The following is a 19,710-nucleotide window of genomic DNA, read 5'->3' on the forward strand; positions in this document are numbered from 1 at the left end:
GTCCCCGGCCCGGCACACCGGCGCGACTAGGTTCGGCCCGCACGGGAACTTACAGACGAAGGGGATGCGAAGGAGAAGGAACGACGCCCGGCCCGTGCCGGGCCGGGAAGGCGCAATGGCAGCCGAGTCGCGTTGGGACAGGACACTGGCTTCCGAGGAGATCACGAACCGCACCGCCAGCTTCACCGGGGAGTTGCACAATGTGACCGGTGCGCGGCTGGTCGCGGAGGAGTTCCTCCACGACCTCGCCCGTGCGGCGCCGCCCGCGGCGCCCGAGCACTGGGACGACATCCTCCTCGTCGTCACGGAGCTGGCGGCCAACGCCGTGCAGTACGCTCCGGGGCCGTTCCAACTGCGGCTGCGGCGGACCTTCGACGGCGTCCACGTGGTGATGCACGACACCAACACGACGGAGCCCGCGCCGCGCCCCTTCCATCCGAGCAAGGGCGGCGGCGGCATCGGCTGGCACCTGATCCACACCCTGTCCGACCAGGTGAGCGTCGTCACCGGGGAACGGGGCAAGGACATCCACGTCTTCCTGCCCTGGTGACGGACGGCCGCCGGGGCACCACCCGTCGTCGTCGTGGACGGCGATCCGTACGGGCCGGGCGTGACCCGTACGGGGGTAGGCGTTCGGCCGGGTGACACATCGCTTTGTCCGCGCCGGGGACCTGGGTTAGCCTCTGGCGTATTTTTCTCCTGGGGGCGAATCCGTGAACTGCGAGAACGCGGGCACGGGAGGCCGGGCCGCCCGAACGGTCCGGCAGGGGGTGGTGGGTCCTCGCCGCGAGGACCCCGGGGAGCGGAACGAGGGTGCGCATGACCAGCGACAGCACGGGACCGGTCGACGCGGTTCCGGGCGATCAGGAACTGCGCCGTCTCCTGGCCGGCCTGACGGCCGTGCGGGACGGCGACTTCGGCACCCGTCTGCCGGACGACGCGGACGGGCTGATGGGCGACATCGCCAAGGTCTTCAACGGCATGGTGGACCAGTTGTCCGTGTTCACCTCCGAGGTCACGCGGGTCTCCCGCGAGGTCGGCACGGAGGGCGCCCTGGGCGGGCAGGCGCGGGTGCCGGGGGTCTCGGGCACCTGGGCCGACCTGACGGACTCGGTCAACGCCATGGCGGGCAACCTCACCAGCCAGGTCCGTGACATCGCCCAGGTGGCCACGGCGGTCGCCAGGGGGGACCTCTCCCAGAAGATCGACGTGGACGCCCGCGGCGAGATCCTGGAGCTGAAGAACACCATCAACACCATGGTCGACCAGCTCTCCGCCTTCGCCGACGAGGTCACCCGCGTCGCCCGCGAGGTCGGCACCGACGGACGGCTCGGCGGCCAGGCCGACGTCCAGGGCGTCCGGGGCACCTGGCGCGACCTCACCGACTCGGTGAACTTCATGGCGGGCAACCTGACCAACCAGGTCCGCAACGTCGCCCAGGTGGCCACCGCCGTCGCCAAGGGCGACCTCTCCCAGAAGATCACCGTGGACGCCCGCGGCGAGATCCTGGAGCTGAAGAACACCATCAACACCATGGTCGACCAGCTCTCCGCCTTCGCCGACGAGGTCACCCGCGTCGCCCGCGAGGTCGGCACGGCCGGGAACCTGGGCGGGCAGGCCCGGGTGCGCGGGGTGTCGGGGACCTGGAAGGACCTCACCGACAACGTCAACGTGATGGCGTCGAACCTGACCGGTCAGGTCCGCTCCATCGCCCAGGTGGCCACCGCCGTGGCCCGGGGCGACCTGTCGCAGCGGATCACCGTGGACGCCGAGGGCGAGGTCGCGGCGCTGGCCGACGTGATCAACACCATGGTCGACACGCTGTCGGCGTTCGCCGACGAGGTCACCCGCGTCGCCCGCGAGGTCGGCACCGACGGGCGGCTCGGCGGCCAGGCGAACGTGCCGAACGTCGCCGGGACCTGGAAGGACCTCACCGACAACGTCAACTCGATGGCCAACAACCTCACCAACCAGGTGCGCAACATCGCCCTGGTGACGACCGCGGTGGCCCGGGGCGACCTGTCCAAGAAGATCGACGTCGACGCCCGCGGCGAGATCCTCGAACTCAAGACGACCATCAACACCATGGTCGACCAGCTCTCCGCCTTCGCCGACGAGGTCACCCGCGTGGCCCGCGAGGTCGGTACCGAGGGCCGGCTCGGCGGCCAGGCCGAGGTGGAGGGCGTCTCCGGCACCTGGAAGCGCCTCACGGAGAACGTCAACGAACTGGCCGGCAACCTCACCCGCCAGGTCCGCGCGATCGCCGAGGTCACCTCCGCCGTCGCCGAGGGCGACCTGACCCGGTCGGTCACCGTGGAGGCGTCCGGCGAGGTCGCCGAGCTGGGTGACAACATCAACGCCATGGTGGAGTCCCTGCGCGAGACCACGCGGGCCAACCAGGAGCAGGACTGGCTCAAGACCAACCTCGCCCGCATCTCCGGCCTGATGCAGGGGCACCGGGACCTGCCCGTCGTCGCCGAGCTGATCATGGACGAGCTGGTGCCGCTGGTGTCGGCCCAGTACGGCGCCTTCTACCTGGCCGAGGACGGGGACGACGGTCCGGAGCTGCGGCTCGTCGGCTCCTACGGCTACCCGGAGGACACGGCCAGACCCACCCGTATCGCCTTCGGCCGCACCTTGGTCGGTCAGGCCGCGCGCAGCCGGCGCACCATCATGGTGAACGAGCTCCCGCCGGGCTACCTGACCATCTCCTCGGGGCTCGGCGAAGTGGTCCCGGCCGCGCTGGTGCTGCTGCCCATCGTGGTCGAGGGGCAGGTCCTCGGGGTCATCGAGCTGGCCTCGGTCGCCGCCTTCAGCCAGATCAACCAGGACTTCCTGGAAATGCTGATGGAGACCATCGGCGTCAACGTCAACACGATCGTGGCCAACGCCCGTACCGACGAACTCCTCACCGAGTCGCAGCGGCTGACCGGCGAGCTCCAGGCCCGCTCCGCGGAGCTGCAGACCCAGCAGGAGGAACTGCAGCACTCCAACGCGGAGCTGGAGGACAAGGCCTCCCTGCTCGCGGCGCAGAACCGGGACATCGAGGCGAAGAACCTGCAGATCGAGCAGGCCAGGCAGGAGCTGGAGGCACGCGCCCAGCAGCTGTCGCTGGCCTCGAAGTACAAGTCGGAGTTCCTGGCCAACATGAGCCACGAGCTGCGCACCCCGCTCAACAGCCTGCTCATCCTGGCCCAGTTGCTCGCCCAGAACCCCTCGCGCAACCTCACCCCGAAGCAGGTCGAGTACGCGGGCATCATCCACTCGGCGGGCTCGGACCTGCTGCAGCTGATCAACGACATCCTGGACCTGTCGAAGGTCGAGGCCGGGAAGATGGACGTCTCCCCCGAGCGCGTGACGCTGCGCCAGCTCATCGAGTACGTCGAGGCCACCTTCCGGCCCATGACGAGCCAGAAGGGGCTGGAGTTCACGGTCGTGACGGCCCCCGGGGCACCGGCGGACCTGCTGACCGACGACTCCCGGCTGCGGCAGGTGCTGCGCAACCTGCTGTCGAACGCGGTGAAGTTCACCGAGCGGGGCGGCGTGGAGCTGGCCGTCGAACCGGCACCGGACGACGAGGTGCCCGGGGGCGTGGTGCGGGGCGGTCCCGTGGTGGCCTTCCGGGTCAAGGACACGGGTATCGGCATCCCCGAGCAGAACCTGGAGTCGATCTTCGGCGCCTTCCAGCAGGCGGACGGCACGACGAGCCGCAAGTACGGCGGCACCGGTCTCGGCCTGTCCATCACGCGGGAGATCGCCCAGCTCCTCGGCGGCGCCGTCACGGTGGACAGCACGCCCGACCGGGGCAGCACCTTCACGCTCTACCTGCCGGTGGCCCGGCCCGACTTCGAGGACCTGCTGGCCCGCGCCCCCGAGCACCTCCCGGCCGACGCGTCGTCCGACGTCCTCGACCGTCCGGCACCGGTGGCCGAGCTGACCGGCGGCCACCGCCGGCGGCCCCGGCGCCTGCTCGTCGTGGAGGAGCGGCCGCGCGGTCTGCTGACCCTCGTCGCGGAGAGCGTGGTCGCCGACCTGACGCACGGGCGGGACGACGCGGGCGACCGGCCCCCGCTCGACGTCATCACGGCGGTGGGCGCCGAGGAGGCCGCCGGAGCCCTGGCCGCCGAGCCGTGCCACTGCGTCGTCCTGGAGCTGGGCATGCCGGACGACGAGGCGTCCCGCTTCCTGCGGGCGTTGCGGGGCGACTCGGCGCTGGCGAGCGTGCCGGTGCTCGTGCACAGCGGTCACCGGGCGGACGCCGCCGTGGCGGAGGACCTGCGCTCGCGCGCGGCCGGCGGGACCCTGGAGTTCCTGGCCGGCCTCGACGAGCTGCGCGAGCGCATCGCACTGCATCTGGCCGCCGAGGAACCCGGGGACGTGCTGTCCCTGGTGCGGCCGGAGGAGCCGCCGCGTCCGGACCCGCGGGCCGGTCAGGGGCCGCCCGCCGGGCGCACCGTCCTCGTCGTCGACGACGACGCCCGCAACCTGTTCGCGCTCAGCGGGATCCTGGAGCTGCACGGCTTCCGGGTGCTGCACGCGGAGAACGGCCGCCGGGGCATCGAGGCGCTGGTGGACCACCCGGAGGTCGCGCTGGTCCTGATGGACGTGATGATGCCGGAGATGGACGGCTACACGGCGACGGCCGAGATCCGCCGCATCCCGCGGTACGCCGAGCTGCCGATCATCGCGGTCACGGCGAAGGCCATGCCCGGCGACCGGGAGAAGAGCCTGGCCTCGGGTGCCAGCGACTACGTCACCAAACCCGTCGACACCAAGGACCTGATCGCCTGCGTCCGCCGGTGGCTGCCCGCATGAGCGTGTCCGAGCGGCCCGGCGAGCCGGGCGGCGGTGTCCGAGGGGACCTGTCCGACCCGGTCGGCATGACGCCGCTGTCGCCCGTGGGCCGACTGGCGGCCACGGTGGACCGGCTCAGCCGCGAGGTGCGGGCCGCCCAGGCGGAGGCCGAGGGCCGGGCGCTGATCGAGCTGGCCAAGGGCATCCTGGTCGCGCGGCTCGGCTGCGGCCCGGCCGAGGCCGCCCGGCAGCTCGCCGAGCTGGCCGAGCAGTCCCGGGCGACGCCGCTGGAGTTCGCGGTCGACGTGATCAACCAGGCCGCCCGGGACCGCGTGTCGGAGGTGACGGACGCGTTCCTCGCGGCCACCGCCGCGGTGCGGGCCACCACCTTCGAAGACGACCCGGACGGCCCGGACGACCCGCACGGCACGGGCGCCGGGGAACCGGGCGGGACGGTGGCCGAGTCCGCCGCCGTACGCCTGCGGGCGGCCGAGAGCGGCGCACTGGCCGCGGACGACACCCAGGCCGTCGCCGACGCGCTGCTGGAGCAGGCGCTGCGCCCGCTCGGCGCGGTGGCGGTGGCCATCTGGTCGGCCGGGTACGACGGGTCCCTCACCCTGGTGGGCAGCGCCGGGTTCCCGCCCGCCGAGGCGGCCCGCTGGCGCTATGTGCCGCCGGACGTGGCGACGGTGGCCCGGCGCGGACTGACGGAGCGCTCGGGGCAGTGGTTCGCGTCCCTCGCCGGGACGGGGCTGCCCAGCGTGGGCCGGCACCAGTACCCGGAGGGCGGCAGGGTCGCCGTGCCCGCCGGCACCGGGGGGCGCATCCACGGCGTCCTGGAGATCGCCTGGCCGGTGCCGCTGGCCCCGCAGCCCCCGCAGGTGGTCCGTCAGGTGGAGGCCCTGGCGGAGCTGTGCGCACACACCCTGGAGTCGTACACGCCGCCGCGCGGGCCCGGGCAGGAGCCGCGGGTCATCCCGGACGCGGTGGAGCTGATGGACCTGGCCGACGGGCTGCACGACCCCGCCCTGGTGCTGGTGCCGCACCTGGACGCGGCGGGGCAGCTCGCGGACTTCCGCATCCAGCACGTGAACAAGCGCTTCATGGATCCGGCCGGACGGCCGCGTGCCGTCGTGGGCGGTGCGCTGCTGCTCGAGGCCTATCCGATGGCGGCCGGGGACAGCGAGCTTTTCCAGAACGTGGAGCGCGTGTACGCCACGGGCGAGCCGTTCCGCGCCCGGCACCTGAACCTGACCGCGCTGGTGGACCAGGTGCCGCTGGCGGCGGTCGCGGACATCAGCGTCAGCCGGCACGGCAACGCCGTGCTGCTCATCTGGCGCATCGAGGACGAGACGGCCCGGCTGGCCAGCCTCCTCCAGCACGCCCAGCGGCTCGGCCGCATCGGCGGTTTCGAGGAGAACCTGCTGACCGGCGAGATCACCTGGAACGGGCAGCTGTTCGACCTGTACGGGCGCCCGCACACGAGCACGCCGGTGCCGCTGGAGGAACTGGCCGCCCACGCCCACCCGGACGACGCCGTGGCCATCGGGCGGTTCCTGCGCACGCTGCTGCACCACCGGCGCCCGGCCTCGGCGGCGTTCCGGCTGCGGCGGCCCGACGGGGTGACCCGGCACGTGCGGGTGGTGGCCGAGCCGGTCCTGGACACCGACGACCGCCTGCTCCTGGTCCGGGGCGCCTGCCAGGACATCTCGGCCCAGCACTGGACGGAGGTGGCGCTCGCCGCGACCCGCGACCAGCTGGCCCACACCGAGCAGCAGGCCGTCGAACGCGCCCGGCTCACCCTTCAGTTGCAGCACGCCATCATGCCGCCCGCCCAGACCCCGCTGCGGGTGCCGGACCTCCAGGTGGCCGTCCGGTACCGGCCCGCGGAGACGGAGCAGCTGGTGGGCGGCGACTGGTACGACGCGGTGATGCTGCCGAGCGGTCTGGTGCTGCTGTGCGTGGGGGACGTCGCCGGGCACGGGATAGAGGCGGCGACCAGCATGGTGGTGCTGCGCAACGCGCTGCGCGGTCTCGCGGTGACCGGGGCCGGTCCCGGCCAGCTGCTGTCCTGGCTGAACATCGTGGCGCACCACCTGACGGGCGGGGTCACCGCCACGGCGGTGTGCGGCCTGTACGACCCGGCCCGGCGCACGCTGCGCTGGGCCAGGGCGGGCCACCTGCCGCCGGTGCTGGTGCGGGGCCCGGGGGCGGAGCCGCTGCCGCTGGTCAGGGGGATGCTGCTGGGGGCGGTGGCGGAGGCGGCGTACGAGGAGGCGGAGGCGGAGCTGGCCGCCGGGGACACGCTGCTGATGTACACCGACGGTCTGATCGAACGCCGCGACCGGCCGGTGGAGGAGGCGCTGGCCCAGCTGCTGAGCACGGTGCGTCCGACGCCGAACACCCTGGACCAGCATCTGGACCGGCTGCTCACCTACAGCAGGTCCGACACGGACGACGACACGTGTCTGGTGGGCATCCGGGTGGGGTGAGGCACGGCGGGACGAACGGGCCCGGCCGGCAGGTGTGGAGTCGGGATCCGGGGGTATCCGCCCGGCGCGGTGGGCCACACGACGGCCCGCCGCGCCGCCGCGTTGTTGGAGGTACACGTGCCCATAGCCCAGAACCCGCTGTCCGTCGAGGTGACGCTGCCGCGGGAGGATGTCGCGCTGCTCAAGGTGGAGGGTTACCTGGACGTCGACACGGCAACCGAGTTCCAGCACCATCTGGCCAACCAGCTCCACCACGGCCGCAGGCACTTCCTGTTGGATCTGTCGGCGGTCCCGTTCATGGACTCGTCCGGCATGAACATCATCCTGCGGGTCTACCAGGAGGCCCGCGAACTGCCCGGCAGCGTGCACATCATCTCGCCGGCCCCGGCGGTGCTGCGCGTCCTGGACCTGACGGGGGTGAGCATCACGGTGCCGGTCTCGGAGAACCTCGAAGAGGCCCTCGCCCGGGTGGACGCCCAGCCGGGGGGTCCGCGGATTCCCGACGCCTGAGCCGCCGCGCGTCCGCGTCCCGCCCCGTACCGGTCGTGCGGAAGCGGGTGACGCGCCAGGTCGGCGGGTGGTTAGAGTTGTCGACCGGCTGGGTCACACCGCCGGCCCACCGTCCCGGTCGGGGTGGGGTTCGGCGCAACGCGGATGAGGAGTGGGACAGGTGCCGGAACAGGCGGAGGGAACGGCGGGAGCGCCGACGCGCGAGGTCAGGGACTTTCTGCGGCGCCACCGCGAGCAGATCGCCCAGCGATGGTCGGACGAGCCCTTGTTCCGGGCCGTGTTCACCGTCTCGCGCGACGAGGCGGTCGAGGCGGCCAAGGCCGTCGTGGACGCGCTGGCCCAAGTCGCGGACGCGGCGCGGGTCGAGGACCCGGACGCGGCCGGATTCACGGCGGTGCGCGAGCAGTTGGCCCGGATGGGCGCGGCCCGCTCGCGCGCCGGGCTGAGCACCGCGCAGGTGTCGAGCGAGCTGGCCACGCTGCGTCCGCCCGTCGAGAACCTGCTGGTGGCCGCCCTGCCCGACCAGGCTCCGGCCGAACACGTCCGGGACTGTGTCACCACCCTGAACGTCCTGATGGGCACCCTGCGGGTCGTGGTGATGCAGACGGCGCTCAGCGAGGGGCAGGCGCTCATCGACCGCCAGCGGCTGCAGTTGCTGGAGGTGGCCACGCCGGTCATCAAGCTGTGGGACGGCATCGTGGCCGTTCCGCTGATCGGCACGCTGGACAGCGCGCGCAGCCAGGTGGTGATGGAGACCCTGCTGGAGTCCATCGTGGAGCAGCAGGCGCGCTACGCGATCCTGGACATCACCGGCGTGCCGACCGTCGACTCGCTGGTGGCGCAGCACCTGATGAAGACGGTCGCGGCGGCCCGGCTCATGGGCGCCGAGTGCATCGTCTCGGGCATCCGGCCCGCGATCGCGCAGACCATGGTCCACCTCGGTCTGGATCTCGGCACGGTGGTCACCCGGGCGAGCCTCGCGGACGCGCTGGGGTACGTGCTGCACCAGCTCGGGATCGGCATCGTGACGCCCGGCACGAACGGTGCGGTCGAGCGGTGAGCCAGGCGTTTCCCGGGCCCCACGGGGCTCCGGTGACAGGGCATGTACCGGTGCTCCGGCTCGGTGAGATCCTGCTGGTCACCCTTCAGGGGGACCTGCACGACAGCACGGCGCAGCAGCTCCAGGAGGATCTCGCCGAGACCATCGTGCGCAGCGGCGCCACCGGCGTGGTCATCGACGTCTCCGGCGTGGAGATCGTCGACTCCTTCCTCGGCCGGGTCCTGGCCGAGATCGCCGGGCAGACCGGTCTGCTGGCGGCGCGGACGGTGCTGGTCGGGATGCGGCCCGCGGTGGCCATCACCCTGGTGGAGCTGGGGCTGACGCTGCCGGGCGTGCACACCGCGCTCAGTACCGAGGTGGCCATGGAGCTCCTCAGGCAGCAGGCCCCGTCGTCCCGCTTCGGCGGCCTGCGCCAGGAGAGTCAGTGATGCACACCGCCGCGGGCTCCCAGGCCCGCCTGCCGATCCGTTCGGACATGGATCTGGTATGGGTGCGACAGCATGTGCGCCAGGCCGCCGCCCAGCTCGGTTTCGGCCTGGTGGACCAGACCAAGCTGGTCACGGCGGCCAGTGAGCTGGCCCGCAACACGCTCGTGTACGGCGGTGGCGGCACCATGGAGACGGAGTCGATCGTGGAGGGGACCACGCACGGGCTGCGGCTGACCTTCAGCGACGAGGGGCCCGGTATCCCGGACGTGGAGCAGGCGCTCAGCGACGGGTTCACGTCCGGCGACGGCCTCGGCATGGGGCTGGGCGGCGCGCGGCGGCTGGTGCACGAGTTCGCGATCGAGAGCGCCCCGGGCTCCGGGACGACCGTGCGGGTGACGTCCTGGGTGGGCCGGCCGCCACGCCCGCGTGAGGAGTCCTGATGCCCCGCGTGTGGGACGTCCCGGTGCACGACTCGACCCGGGTGCGGGACGCCCGGGTGGCCGCCGAGCACGCGGCGGCCGCGGCCGGTCTCGACGAGCAGCGGACGTCGGCGGCGGCGCTGGTGGCGACCGAGCTGGCCACCAACCTGCTCAAGCACGCCGCGGGCGGCCGGGTCGTCGTCGACGTGGTCGCCCCTCCCATCCTCACGGCCGACCGGGAGCCGAGGCCGCGCGTGCAGGTCACGACGGTCGACCACGGTCCGGGGATCGCCGACGTGTCCGCCGCGCTGCGCGACGGATTCACCACCACCGCCGGCTCCCTCGGCGCGGGCCTCGGCACCTGTGCGCGCGTCGCCGACGACTTCGACCTGCACAGTGCACCCGGCCGGGGCACGGTGGTGGTCGCCCGGATCGGCGTGTCCGAGGCCCGCGCCGCCGACCCCGAGCCGGCGGCGCGGTTGCGGGCCGGCGCGGTGAACGTCCCGTTCGGGGGTGCGGAGTACTCGGGCGACGCCTGGGCCTGGGTCCGGGACGGGGACCTCGTCACGCTGATGCTGGCCGACGGTCTGGGCCACGGTCCGGAGGCCGCCCGTGCCTCGACCGCCGCCGTGGAGGCACTGCGCACCTCGGCCCACCTGCCGCCCGGCGAGGCGGTGGGGCGACTGGACCGGGCGCTGTCCGGCACCCGCGGCGCCGCCGTCGCGGTGGCCCAGGTCGACGCGCGGGCCTCGGTGCTCCGGTTCGCCGGCGTCGGCAACATCGGGGCGCGGTTGTGCGAGGGCGGCACCTGGCGACACCTGGTGTCGCTGCCCGGCATCGTCGGCACCCACCGGCCCACCACGCTGCGCGAGGAGCGGACGGCCTGGGCGGACGACCGGGTGCTGGTCCTGCACAGCGACGGTCTGCCGAGCCGGTGGTCGCCGACGTCCGACACCTCCCGCACCACGACCGACCCGGCGGTGACCGCCGCCGTCACGATCCGTGACGCCAGCAGCTCGGCGCGGCCCGTGCGGGACGACACCGCCGTCGCCGTGCTGGCCCCGACCCCGCCGGATGGCCCATGACCCGTACCTGGCAGATCAGCGACGTCACCGACGCGGCGGTGGCACGCGTCGCCGCCGCTCGCCTGGCGGCGGCCTTCGGCGTGCCACCCGTGGAACGTGCCCGGCTGACGGCGTCCCTCGGCGCACAGCTGCGGCTGTGCCTGACCAAGGGCGGCACCTGGCGGCTCGCCCTGGAGACGGGGACGGTCTCCCGGACCGCTCCGCAGGCCGCGGAGCGCGTGCTGCACGCCGTGGTGACGCCGTCGCCCGAGGCCGCTGCCGCCGGTCAGCCGCCGTGGCGGGTGACGGTGCCGTGTCCCGAGGCGGACGACGTCGGCGCCGTCGCCGACGCGGGCGCCGTGGCGGACGACCCGGCGGAGCTGGCTCAGGCCCTGCTGGGTGCCGACGAGGACACGGCGCTGGTCCTGGAGCGGCTCACCGAGCAGGAGGGCCTGGTCGACTTCCACCGGGAGGAGCTCCAGCAGACGAACCAGGGCGTGGTGGCGCTGCACGCCGAACTGGACGCCGCCGGGCGGGCCCAGCGCGAGGCGTTCGCCGCCGAGCGCAAGGCGCGTACGGAGGCGGAGCACGCCCGGCGCAGGCTGACGTTCCTCGCGGACGCGAGCGCGGTGCTGACGGCGTCGCTCGACCACCACGAGATCGTGCGCCGGCTGCCGGAGCTGCTGGTGCCGGAGTACGCGACCGGGGTGGACATCTGGCTGTTCGACCAGGACGGCGACCGGCCGGGCCCCGCCCACGCGGCGGCCGCGGTGGTCGCCGCCCGCACCGGTCGCCCGCAGTACGCCGCCGCGCACCCCGGCGGGCTGCCCGGCGTCGACGACCAGCCGCCCTCGGCGCTGGCCCCGGACCGGCCGCTGCTGTGCATTCCGCTGCCGACGCGGCAGGCTCCGCTGGGCGTGGTGACCCTGTCCCCGCCCGGGGACCGCTGGGACCCGGACGACGCCGTGATGCTGGTGGAGCTGACCCGGCGGGCCAGCATCGCGATCGACCACGCCCAGCGCTACCAGCACAACCGCGACATCGCCGAGACGCTTCAACGGGCCCTGCTGACCGAGCTGCCGGCCCCGCCCGGGCTCGCCCTGGCGGCGCGCTATCTTCCGGCCACCCACGGGCTGAACATCGGCGGCGACTGGTACGACGCCTTCCGGCAGCCCGACGGCGGTGTCATCGCCGTGGTCGGGGACGTCACCGGGCACGGGCTGCGGGCGGCCGTGATGATGAGTCAGCTGCGCACCGCCCTGCGCGCGTACGCGGTCGACGGGGGCAGCCCCGGGCAGTTGCTGACCCGGCTGCACACCTTCCTGCACCACCTGCAGCCCGACCTGTTCGCCACCGCGGTCATCGCCCGCTTCCACCCCGACGACCCGACGGTGACATGGGCGGCCGCGGGGCATCCGCCGCCGGTGCTGCGTACCCCGGACGGCGCGGTCCGCACTTTGGACGCCAAACCCGGTGCGATGCTCGGCATCCCGATGCACCAGGAGATCGCGGACCACACGGTGCCGATGGCGCCCGGTTCGACGCTCGCCCTGTACACGGACGGTCTGGTGGAGCGCCGCGCCCGCGGCATAGACCCGGGCATCGCGCGGCTGGCGGACGCGCTCGGGTCGTTCGGTCCGGCGGAGCTGGACACGGACCTGGAGGGCTCGGCCGACGGGATCCTGCGTCCGATGCTCAGCGACTCCGAACGGGACGACGACGTGTGCCTGCTGCTGTGTCACCTGCGCGGTACGGGCTGATCCCCGGGAAAAAAGTTCCGAGCGGTTCGCTCCCGCCCGGTGCGCCGCGGGCCCGGGCGGGGCATGGTGGTGATCAGGACGTGTCGCCTGCCTGCCGCACCCGGCTGGCCGAAGCGGTGCGGGCGCGGTGGCATGGACGAGGTGCGAAGCGGCGATCCACGGGCAGGCGAACGGCGTTCGCGGCAGACCGCCCCGGAGCCGCAGAAAGGGATGAACACCGTGACACGACCCAGGATCCTGGTGGTCGGCGCAGGTTTCGCCGGCGTGGAGTGCGTCCGTCGTCTGGAGCGGCGGCTCTCCCCCGACGAGGCCGACGTCACCCTGGTGACGCCGTTCTCCTACCAGCTCTATCTGCCCCTGCTGCCGCACGTCGCCGCCGGGGTGCTCACGCCCCAGTCGATCGCGCTCTCCCTGCGCCGCAGCAGCCGCTACCGGACCCGCATCATTCCGGGCGGCGCCATCGGGGTGGACCTCGAGGCGAAGGTCTGCGTGGTGCGCACCATCACCGACCGGATCGTCAACGAGCCCTACGACTACATCGTGCTGGCGCCCGGCAGCATCACCCGCACCTTCGACATCCCGGGGCTCACCGACAACGCGTTCGGCATGAAGACCCTGGCGGAGGCCGCGTACATCCGCGACCACGTCATCTCCCAGCTGGACCTCGCCGACGCCAGCCAGGACCCCGTGGAGCGGGCCTCCCGGCTGCAGTTCGTGGTCGTGGGCGGCGGCTACGCGGGCACCGAGACGGCGGCATGCCTGCAGCGGCTGACGCACGCGGCCGTCAAGCGCTACAACCGGCTGGACCCGGCGCTGATCAAGTGGCACCTGATCGACATCGCGCCGAAGCTGATGCCGGAGCTGGGCGAGAAGCTCGGCCGCGACGCGCAGCAGATCCTGACCCGGCGCGGCATCGACATCTCGCTGGGCGTGTCCATCGCCAAGGCCGCGCCCGAGGAGGTCACCTTCACGGACGGCCGGGTGGTGCCCACCCGCACGCTGATCTGGACGGCGGGCGTGGTGGCGAGCCCGCTGATGGCGACGCTGGGCGCGGAGACGGTCAAGGGGCGGCTCGCGGTCACCGCCGAGATGTGCCTGCCGAACCACGACGGGGTGTTCGCGCTGGGCGACTCCGCGGCCGTGCCCGACCTCGCCAAGGGCCAGGAGGGTGCCGTCTGCCCGCCCACCGCCCAGCACGCGATGCGGCAGGGGCGGCACGTCGCCGAGAACCTCATCGCCACCCTGCGCAACCAGCCGATGCGGCCGTACGTCCACAAGGACCTGGGCCTCGTCGTCGACCTCGGCGGCGCCGACGCGGTCTCCAAGCCGCTCGGGGTCGAGCTGACGGGCCTGCCCGCGCAGGCGGTGGCCCGCGGCTACCACTGGTCGGCGCTGCGCACGGGCGTGGCCAAGGCCCGGGTGGCGGCCAACTGGGCGCTCAACGCGGTCGCCGGCGACGATTTCGTCCGCACCGGTTTCCAGGCCCGCAAGCCCGCCAAGCTGAAGGACTTCGAGTACACCGACGCGTATCTGACACCGGAACAGGTGCGGGAGCGGGTCGCGGAGGCGGACCGGGCGAAGCCGTGACCCCCACCCGCCCCCGTCTCCCGTGACGGACCGGGGCATGACATGCTGAGAAGTGGATCTCGGCGTGAACCGGCCGGGACGTGGCTGGAACCGGCTGTGAGGGCCGGCTGTGAATCGGGAGAGTGTACGGCGGCGTGAAGGCAGCGGGACGCTCGGCGCGGACACGGCTGCGCGACCGCGTCGCCGCGTCCGACCCGGGTCTGTTGCGGCTGACGGCGGGTTTGCGGACGGTGGGCGCCATCGCGCTGACGCTGGGCGTGCTCGCCGTCTTCGGCGTGGACGTGAAGCATCTGGTCGCGGGCGCCATGGCGGCGATGGTCGCGACCTTCGCCATTCGGGAGAAGGAACCGGGCCCGCAGGCGGTCACGCTGGCGCTGGGGCTGCCCGTCGCCCTGGCCTCGGTCTCGCTGAGCACGCTGCTGGCGTCGTGGGTCGTCGTCGGGGACGCCTTCTTCGTCGTCCTGATCTTCTCGGCGGTCTTCGTCCGCCGGTTCGGCGACCGGGGCACCGCGCTCGGGCTGATCGGCTTCCAGGTCTACTTCGTGTCGCTGTTCGTCGGCGGCAAGGTGTCCGGGCTGCCCGGGCTGTGGGCCGCCGTGGCCGTGGCGTTCGCGTCCAGCGCGGTGGTGCGCTTCGGGGTGGTCCCGGCGACGCCGGCGCGCATCCTCGGTCTGCTGCGGCAGGCCTTCCGGGCCCGGCTGGCCCAGCTGATCGCCACCCAGATCGAGTTGCTGGACGCCGGTCCCGACGACATCGACAAGACGCTGGAGCGCCTGCGCGAGGGCACCGCGCGCCTGCACGAGACGGCTCTGCTGATCCAGTCCCGGCTGGACGAGGGCACACCCGACGCGTCCACGGCACGCCTGGTGCAGCGGCGCATCGCGGACGCCGAGATCGCCGCCGAGCGCCTCGGTCTGCTGCTGCTGACCGCGCGCAGCGCCGAGCGGGCCGACACCCTCACGCTGCATCTGCCGGGTGCGCCCGCTCCCGCGGTGGGCCACTCCCCCGCTCCGGGCGAGGCCACCGAGCTGCTGCGCCGCGATCTGACGGCGCTGCGCACCCTGGTGCTGCGGCCGCCCGCGGAGGCGCGCGGTACGGCCCTGTCCCACCTGCGCAACCGGCTGCTCGGCTACCGCGACGAGGAGAACCTGCCGGAGGCGACCGCGGCCGTCCAGGACGTGTTCCGCGGCGTCGGTGAGACGGCGCGCGCGGTCATGGGCCTGAGGATCGCGCTGGACGGGCCGCAGGACGAGTCCGACGACTCACCGGCCACCGCACGTTCCCGGGAGGAGCTGGACGCCGAGGACGCGGCCATCGACGCCGGTGAGGAGGCGGCCGAGGAGGAGGAGCAGACCGGGCTGCGGCGGCCCACCACGCGCGCCGCGGTGCAGGTGGCCGTGGGGTCCTCGCTGGCGATCGTGGGCGGCGAGTTCCTGTCCTCGCAGCGCTGGTACTGGGCGGTGCTCACCTGCTGGATCGTCTTCATCAACACCGCGTCGACCGGCGAGATCCTGGTCAAGGGATACCGCCGGCTGCTCGGTACGGTGCTGGGCGTGGTGGCGGGCATCGTGCTGGCCGGTCTGGTGGGCAACCACACCTGGACCGCGTTCGGGCTGGTGCTGGTGCTGATCTTCGCGATGTTCTACACGGCGCCGCTGTCCTACACGCTGATGTCGTTCTTCGTCACCGCGATGCTCGGGCTGCTGTACACGCTGCTGCACACGTACAGCATGTCGGTGCTGCTGCTGCGGGTGGAGGAGACGGCGCTCGGCGCGGCCTGCGGGATCGTGGCGGCGGCGCTGGTGCTGCCGATACGCACCGACCGGCGGACGAACGAACTCCTCGGCACGGTGCTGGAGCGGCTCACCGACGTCACGGAGGGTGCCGTCGACCAGCTCAGCGGCGGACCCGAGGCGGACCTGCTGGACACCGCGCGGGAGCTGGACCAGGCCCTGGGCGACCTGCGGGCCGCCACCCAGCCGCTGACCCATCCGATCACGCCACTGCGGGCCCGACGGGACACGGCCCGTTACGTGGTGGCGCTGCTGGAGACCTGCGCCTATCACGCGCGGTCGCTGGCGGCGACGGCCGAGCTGCTGCCCACCCATCCGTCGATCGCGGCCGACCCGCGGCTGCGCGGCGCGGTGCGGCGCACGGTGCGCAACATCGAGGCGATCGCCGCCCATGTCGCGGACGAGAACGCCGGGACGCGGGTGGAGACGGGGCCGAGCATCGCCTCGCTGCTGGAGCCGGACGCCGCCGGAGTACCGCGGTACGGCCGTATCACGGGCCGGGTGCTGCGGCACCTGGAGCGGCTGGACGAGGCGGTGGTCGGCCTCGCCCGGCCGCTGGGCGTGACCGTCGGGGCGCCGCAGCGGTGACGGTCCCGCCCTGGTGGTGAGGGTCAGAAGTCGCTGGGCAGACCGCTCGCCTCGGCGATTCCGCGCAGCTCCTCGTTCTGCTGGTGGCGTTCCTTGAGGTAGTCGGCGATCTCGCCGAGTCGTTCGGGGTCGGAGGCGGTGGTCGCGTCGGTGACGACCCGGACCGGGCCGGTCTCGTCGGTGCTGATCTCGACGACCTCGTTGTCGAGGCGTCCGGTGACGGCGGTGGCGATGACCAGTGCGGCCTCGTCCCTGATCTCCTGGGGCAGCGCCTCGGCGCTGTCCCCGTCGAGCGAGAAGTCGATGGTCGGCATCTGCTGCTCGTCGATCGCCTGGAGGACCGGTTCCACCACGCTGAGCAGCAGCTGGTAGTCGTCGCTGGCCATGCGCACGCGCAGCAGGTCGAGGTAGACGTCCACGGGACGTCCGTCCGGCGGAGGAATCTCGTGTTCGTTCATTCGCCCCGTGTTCCCCGTGCCGGGACTCTCAGACCCTCCGCCAGCGGGCGAGGGCGAAGGAGAAGACGCCGAACAGCACCAGGCCCGCGGCGACACAGGCCAGCAGCCAGGGGCCGAGGGAGGTGTCGGCGAAGGAACGGAGGGTGTCGTCCAGTCCCTTCGCCCGGTCGGGTTCGTAGGCGACGGCGGCCCGTACGGCGAAGGCGCCCGCCGCGGCGAACACGATGCCGCGGGCCGTCCCGCCGCCGACTCCGGTGACGTCGACCAGCAGCCGGGCCCGGGGGCTCAGTCCGCCGAGCTTCATCTTCTTGCGATAGCTGCGGCGCAGCGCCTGTACGCCGATCACCACCCCGGCGACGACGATCGCGGCACCCGCGGCGCCCACGAGCCACCGGCCGGCGGGCATCTCCATCACCCGGGCCGTGATGTCCCGGGACTGCCGGTCGCTGGAACCGCCGCCGCCTGCTCCGGCCGCGAAGGCGAGGACGGAGTAGGCGACGAACGCGTAGAAGACGCAGCGGGCGGCGGCGGGCAGGCGTTTCCTCGCCGTGCGGCCGTCCTTGCCCGTGACTCCGAAGAGCGCTTCGGACAGCCGCCACAGGGCCATGCCGACGAGTCCGGCGCCCAGCGCCCACAGCAGCACCGCGCCGAAGGGCCGGTCCGACAGCTCGGCCAGGGCGCCGCCCCGGTCCGCCTGCCGGTTCCCGCCGCCGAAGGCGATCTGCAGGGCCAGGATGCCGACCAGCAGGTAGATGACCCCGCGGGCGGCCAGTCCCGCCCGGGCCGCCCCCTCGGCCGCCGATCCGTTCGCCGCCCGCCGGGCGCGGCCCCGCCCGGTACGGGCCAGACCGCCCGCGACACCTGCGTTCATGTGGATCCCCTCCCCGACTTCGCACGCGGTGGTACCGACGTGCGCCCGGCCGTCTTCCGTCTCAGTCCGCCACGCCCGCGTGAGCGGCGCCGGGCACCGGCTCCGGCGCGTCCGCGAGGTGGCGCCGGGCCGTCTCCAGGGCCCGCCGTACCTCACGCGTGCCGGTCGACACGCACAGCGTGTACGCCAGGTCCCGGGTCCGCGGACCCGGTTCGCCCGTCGCGTCGGCGGGCTCGTTCACCGCGGCGGCCTCGTACTCCGCGAGGAGTCTGCGCAGCACCGCGGGGTGTGGCATCAGCATCCGTCCCGTCCCCTCCCTGTCACTTTCCGTGTCCCCTGTGGCCCTCGTGGCCCCGGTGGCCCCGGTTGCCGCCATCAGGTCCGCGCCGGGTGGCCGGGGCGGGCCGTGCGCTGTCCCATCGCCTCGTCGCGGACGCGGGCGCAGCTGCGGCTGATGAGCCGGGAGACGTGCATCTGCGAGATGCCCAGGCAGTCGGCGATCCGGCTCTGCGTCATGTCCTCGAAGAAGCGCATGTAGAGGATGGCGCGCTCCCGTTCGGGCAGCCTGCGCAGGCCCTCCTTGGCGGACTCGCGGTCGATCACCGTGTCGTACGAGGTGTCGGCGGCGCCGAGGGTGTCCGCGAGGCTGTAGCCGTCGTCGCCCGCCGACAGCTCGGCGTCCAGCGAGAGGGTGCTGAAGCTCTCCAGCGCCTCCATCCCGGCGCCGACCTCGTCCTCGCTCAGCCCGGTGTGGGCGGCGAGGGCGGCCACCGAGGGTTCGGGACTGCCCGGGCTCTGGGCGAGTTCCCGGCGGGCGACGCGCACCTTGTTGCGCAGTTCCTGGACCCGGCGGGGCACCCTCAGGGCCCACATCCGGTCGCGGAAGTGGCGCTTGACCTCGCCGGTGATGGTGGGCACGGCGTAGCTCTCGAAGGCCCCCCGCTCGGGGTCGAAGCGGTCGATGGCCTTGACCAGGCCGAGCGCAGCGACCTGGCGGAGGTCCTCGATGGACTCCCCGCGGTCCCGGAACCGCCCGGCGATGCGGTGGGCCATGGGCAGCCATGCCGTGACGAGTTCGTCGCGGACGGCGTCGCGTTCGGGTCCGTCCGCCAGCCCGGCCAGGCGGCCGAAGAGGGCCATGGTGTCGGGGGCGTCGTCGTGGCGGCGGCGTGCGGGGGTGGTCGAGGGCTGGGCGGACTGGGTGGTACCGGGACGGATGGTGGGCGTTTCTATGAGCATGCGGATCCGCTCCTGAACGGTGGTCTCAGGGACTTTCCGCGGGAACGGCGCTGTCCGGGTGTCGTCCCCGGCACAGCCGGGGCACCGAAGCAGCCCTACCGCTCCCGCTGCTGCGCCTCCGGTCCGAAGCACGAATCTGCGACTGCCCCCGGCCCGGTGGAACAAACTCCGCTTTTCGAAAAGTCATCAGGACAGCGGAACGACCACGGTGATGCACTTGCCGCCCGAGGGAAGATCTGCCACCCGCACCTCGCGGGCCAGCCGGCAGACGATCGGCCAGCCCCGGCCGCCGAGGCGTCGACGGCCCCGGTCGTCGGTGGCCGGCACCGCCACCGGCAGGTCGTGGCTGCGGTCGCACACCGAGAGGCGCACGCCCGGTCGCACGCCCGGCCCCACGACGTCGACCTGGAAGTCGGTGATGCCGCCGCCGTGCAGGATGGCGTTGGTGGTCAGCTCCGAGGCGACGAGCACGGCGTCCGACAGGGCACACGGGTCGCACGACGCCCGCCCGCCGGCGCCGCGGCACTCGGTGACGGCGCGTTCCACCGCCGCGCGCGCGTCGGCGGGCCGGCACGGCCGGTACCTGCGGCCCGTGTCCCCGCCGCGCTGCTCGACGACGGGTTGAGTCGTGTCCCTGTCACGCATCG

At 73.3% G+C, this 19,710-nt stretch carries 16 protein-coding genes; 11 read left to right on the forward strand and 5 right to left on the reverse strand.

Annotation, left to right across the window (positions count from 1 at the left end; all coding sequences use genetic code 11):
- Positions 1–115: 115 nt before the first annotated feature.
- The 11 genes from Sru02f_RS23155 to Sru02f_RS23205 all read left to right on the forward strand — a co-directional run bounded on the left by Sru02f_RS23155 (position 116) and on the right by Sru02f_RS23205 (position 16,495).
- Positions 116–550, forward strand: a complete 435-nt coding sequence (locus tag Sru02f_RS23155; protein ID WP_003971813.1) for an ATP-binding protein — start codon at positions 116–118, stop codon at positions 548–550.
- Between the two features lie 269 nt (positions 551–819).
- A complete protein-coding gene (locus Sru02f_RS23160; protein WP_109028950.1) occupies positions 820–4,815 on the forward strand; it encodes a HAMP domain-containing protein in 3,996 nt (1,331 codons plus the stop codon).
- On the forward strand, positions 4,812–7,286 hold the full coding sequence (locus Sru02f_RS23165) for a SpoIIE family protein phosphatase (RefSeq protein WP_109028949.1): 2,475 nt from the start codon (positions 4,812–4,814) through the stop codon (positions 7,284–7,286). Before Sru02f_RS23160 ends, Sru02f_RS23165 begins: the two co-directional genes overlap by 4 nt.
- A gap of 117 nt (positions 7,287–7,403) precedes the next feature.
- Positions 7,404–7,796: an STAS domain-containing protein gene (locus Sru02f_RS23170; RefSeq protein WP_109028997.1), complete on the forward strand. Its 393-nt coding sequence runs from the start codon at positions 7,404–7,406 to the stop codon at positions 7,794–7,796.
- A gap of 160 nt (positions 7,797–7,956) precedes the next feature.
- A complete protein-coding gene (locus tag Sru02f_RS23175; RefSeq protein ID WP_109028948.1) occupies positions 7,957–8,856 on the forward strand; it encodes an STAS domain-containing protein in 900 nt (299 codons plus the stop codon).
- Positions 8,853–9,284, forward strand: coding sequence for an STAS domain-containing protein (locus Sru02f_RS23180; RefSeq protein WP_109028947.1), 432 nt, complete (start codon positions 8,853–8,855; stop codon positions 9,282–9,284). The genes Sru02f_RS23175 and Sru02f_RS23180 overlap by 4 nt, the downstream gene beginning before the upstream one ends.
- Entirely contained in the window at positions 9,284–9,724 is a 441-nt protein-coding gene (locus Sru02f_RS23185) for an anti-sigma regulatory factor (protein ID WP_109028946.1), read from the forward strand. Before Sru02f_RS23180 ends, Sru02f_RS23185 begins: the two co-directional genes overlap by 1 nt.
- Complete coding sequence (locus tag Sru02f_RS23190) at positions 9,724–10,788, forward strand: ATP-binding SpoIIE family protein phosphatase (RefSeq protein ID WP_373103527.1); 1,065 nt, start codon at positions 9,724–9,726, stop codon at positions 10,786–10,788. The genes Sru02f_RS23185 and Sru02f_RS23190 overlap by 1 nt, the downstream gene beginning before the upstream one ends.
- Positions 10,785–12,527: a PP2C family protein-serine/threonine phosphatase gene (locus Sru02f_RS23195; protein ID WP_109028944.1), complete on the forward strand. Its 1,743-nt coding sequence runs from the start codon at positions 10,785–10,787 to the stop codon at positions 12,525–12,527. Before Sru02f_RS23190 ends, Sru02f_RS23195 begins: the two co-directional genes overlap by 4 nt.
- Positions 12,528–12,737: 210 nt before the next feature.
- Entirely contained in the window at positions 12,738–14,114 is a 1,377-nt protein-coding gene (locus Sru02f_RS23200) for an NAD(P)/FAD-dependent oxidoreductase (RefSeq protein ID WP_164273044.1), read from the forward strand.
- 134 nt (positions 14,115–14,248) lie between these two features.
- Entirely contained in the window at positions 14,249–16,495 is a 2,247-nt protein-coding gene (locus tag Sru02f_RS23205) for an FUSC family protein (protein WP_167469232.1), read from the forward strand.
- Positions 16,496–16,518: 23 nt separating this feature from the next.
- On the opposite strand, the gene Sru02f_RS23210 is transcribed toward Sru02f_RS23205, so the two are convergent.
- The 5 genes from Sru02f_RS23210 to Sru02f_RS23230 all read right to left on the reverse strand — a co-directional run bounded on the left by Sru02f_RS23210 (position 16,519) and on the right by Sru02f_RS23230 (position 19,708).
- Entirely contained in the window at positions 16,519–16,953 is a 435-nt protein-coding gene (locus Sru02f_RS23210) for a hypothetical protein (RefSeq protein WP_003971824.1), read from the reverse strand.
- 28 nt (positions 16,954–16,981) lie between these two features.
- A complete protein-coding gene (locus Sru02f_RS23215; RefSeq protein WP_109028942.1) occupies positions 16,982–17,824 on the reverse strand; it encodes a DUF1206 domain-containing protein in 843 nt (280 codons plus the stop codon).
- A gap of 61 nt (positions 17,825–17,885) precedes the next feature.
- Positions 17,886–18,125, reverse strand: coding sequence for a DUF5133 domain-containing protein (locus tag Sru02f_RS23220; protein WP_109028941.1), 240 nt, complete (start codon positions 18,123–18,125; stop codon positions 17,886–17,888).
- Positions 18,126–18,199: 74 nt separating this feature from the next.
- Complete coding sequence (locus tag Sru02f_RS23225; protein ID WP_109028940.1) at positions 18,200–19,063, reverse strand: SigB/SigF/SigG family RNA polymerase sigma factor; 864 nt, start codon at positions 19,061–19,063, stop codon at positions 18,200–18,202.
- Between the two features lie 186 nt (positions 19,064–19,249).
- Complete coding sequence (locus Sru02f_RS23230; protein WP_109028939.1) at positions 19,250–19,708, reverse strand: ATP-binding protein; 459 nt, start codon at positions 19,706–19,708, stop codon at positions 19,250–19,252.
- Positions 19,709–19,710 lie beyond the last annotated feature (2 nt).

It is taken from the genome of Streptomyces rubrogriseus (assembly GCF_027947575.1).
In the GTDB taxonomy this organism is placed as follows: domain Bacteria; phylum Actinomycetota; class Actinomycetes; order Streptomycetales; family Streptomycetaceae; genus Streptomyces; species Streptomyces rubrogriseus.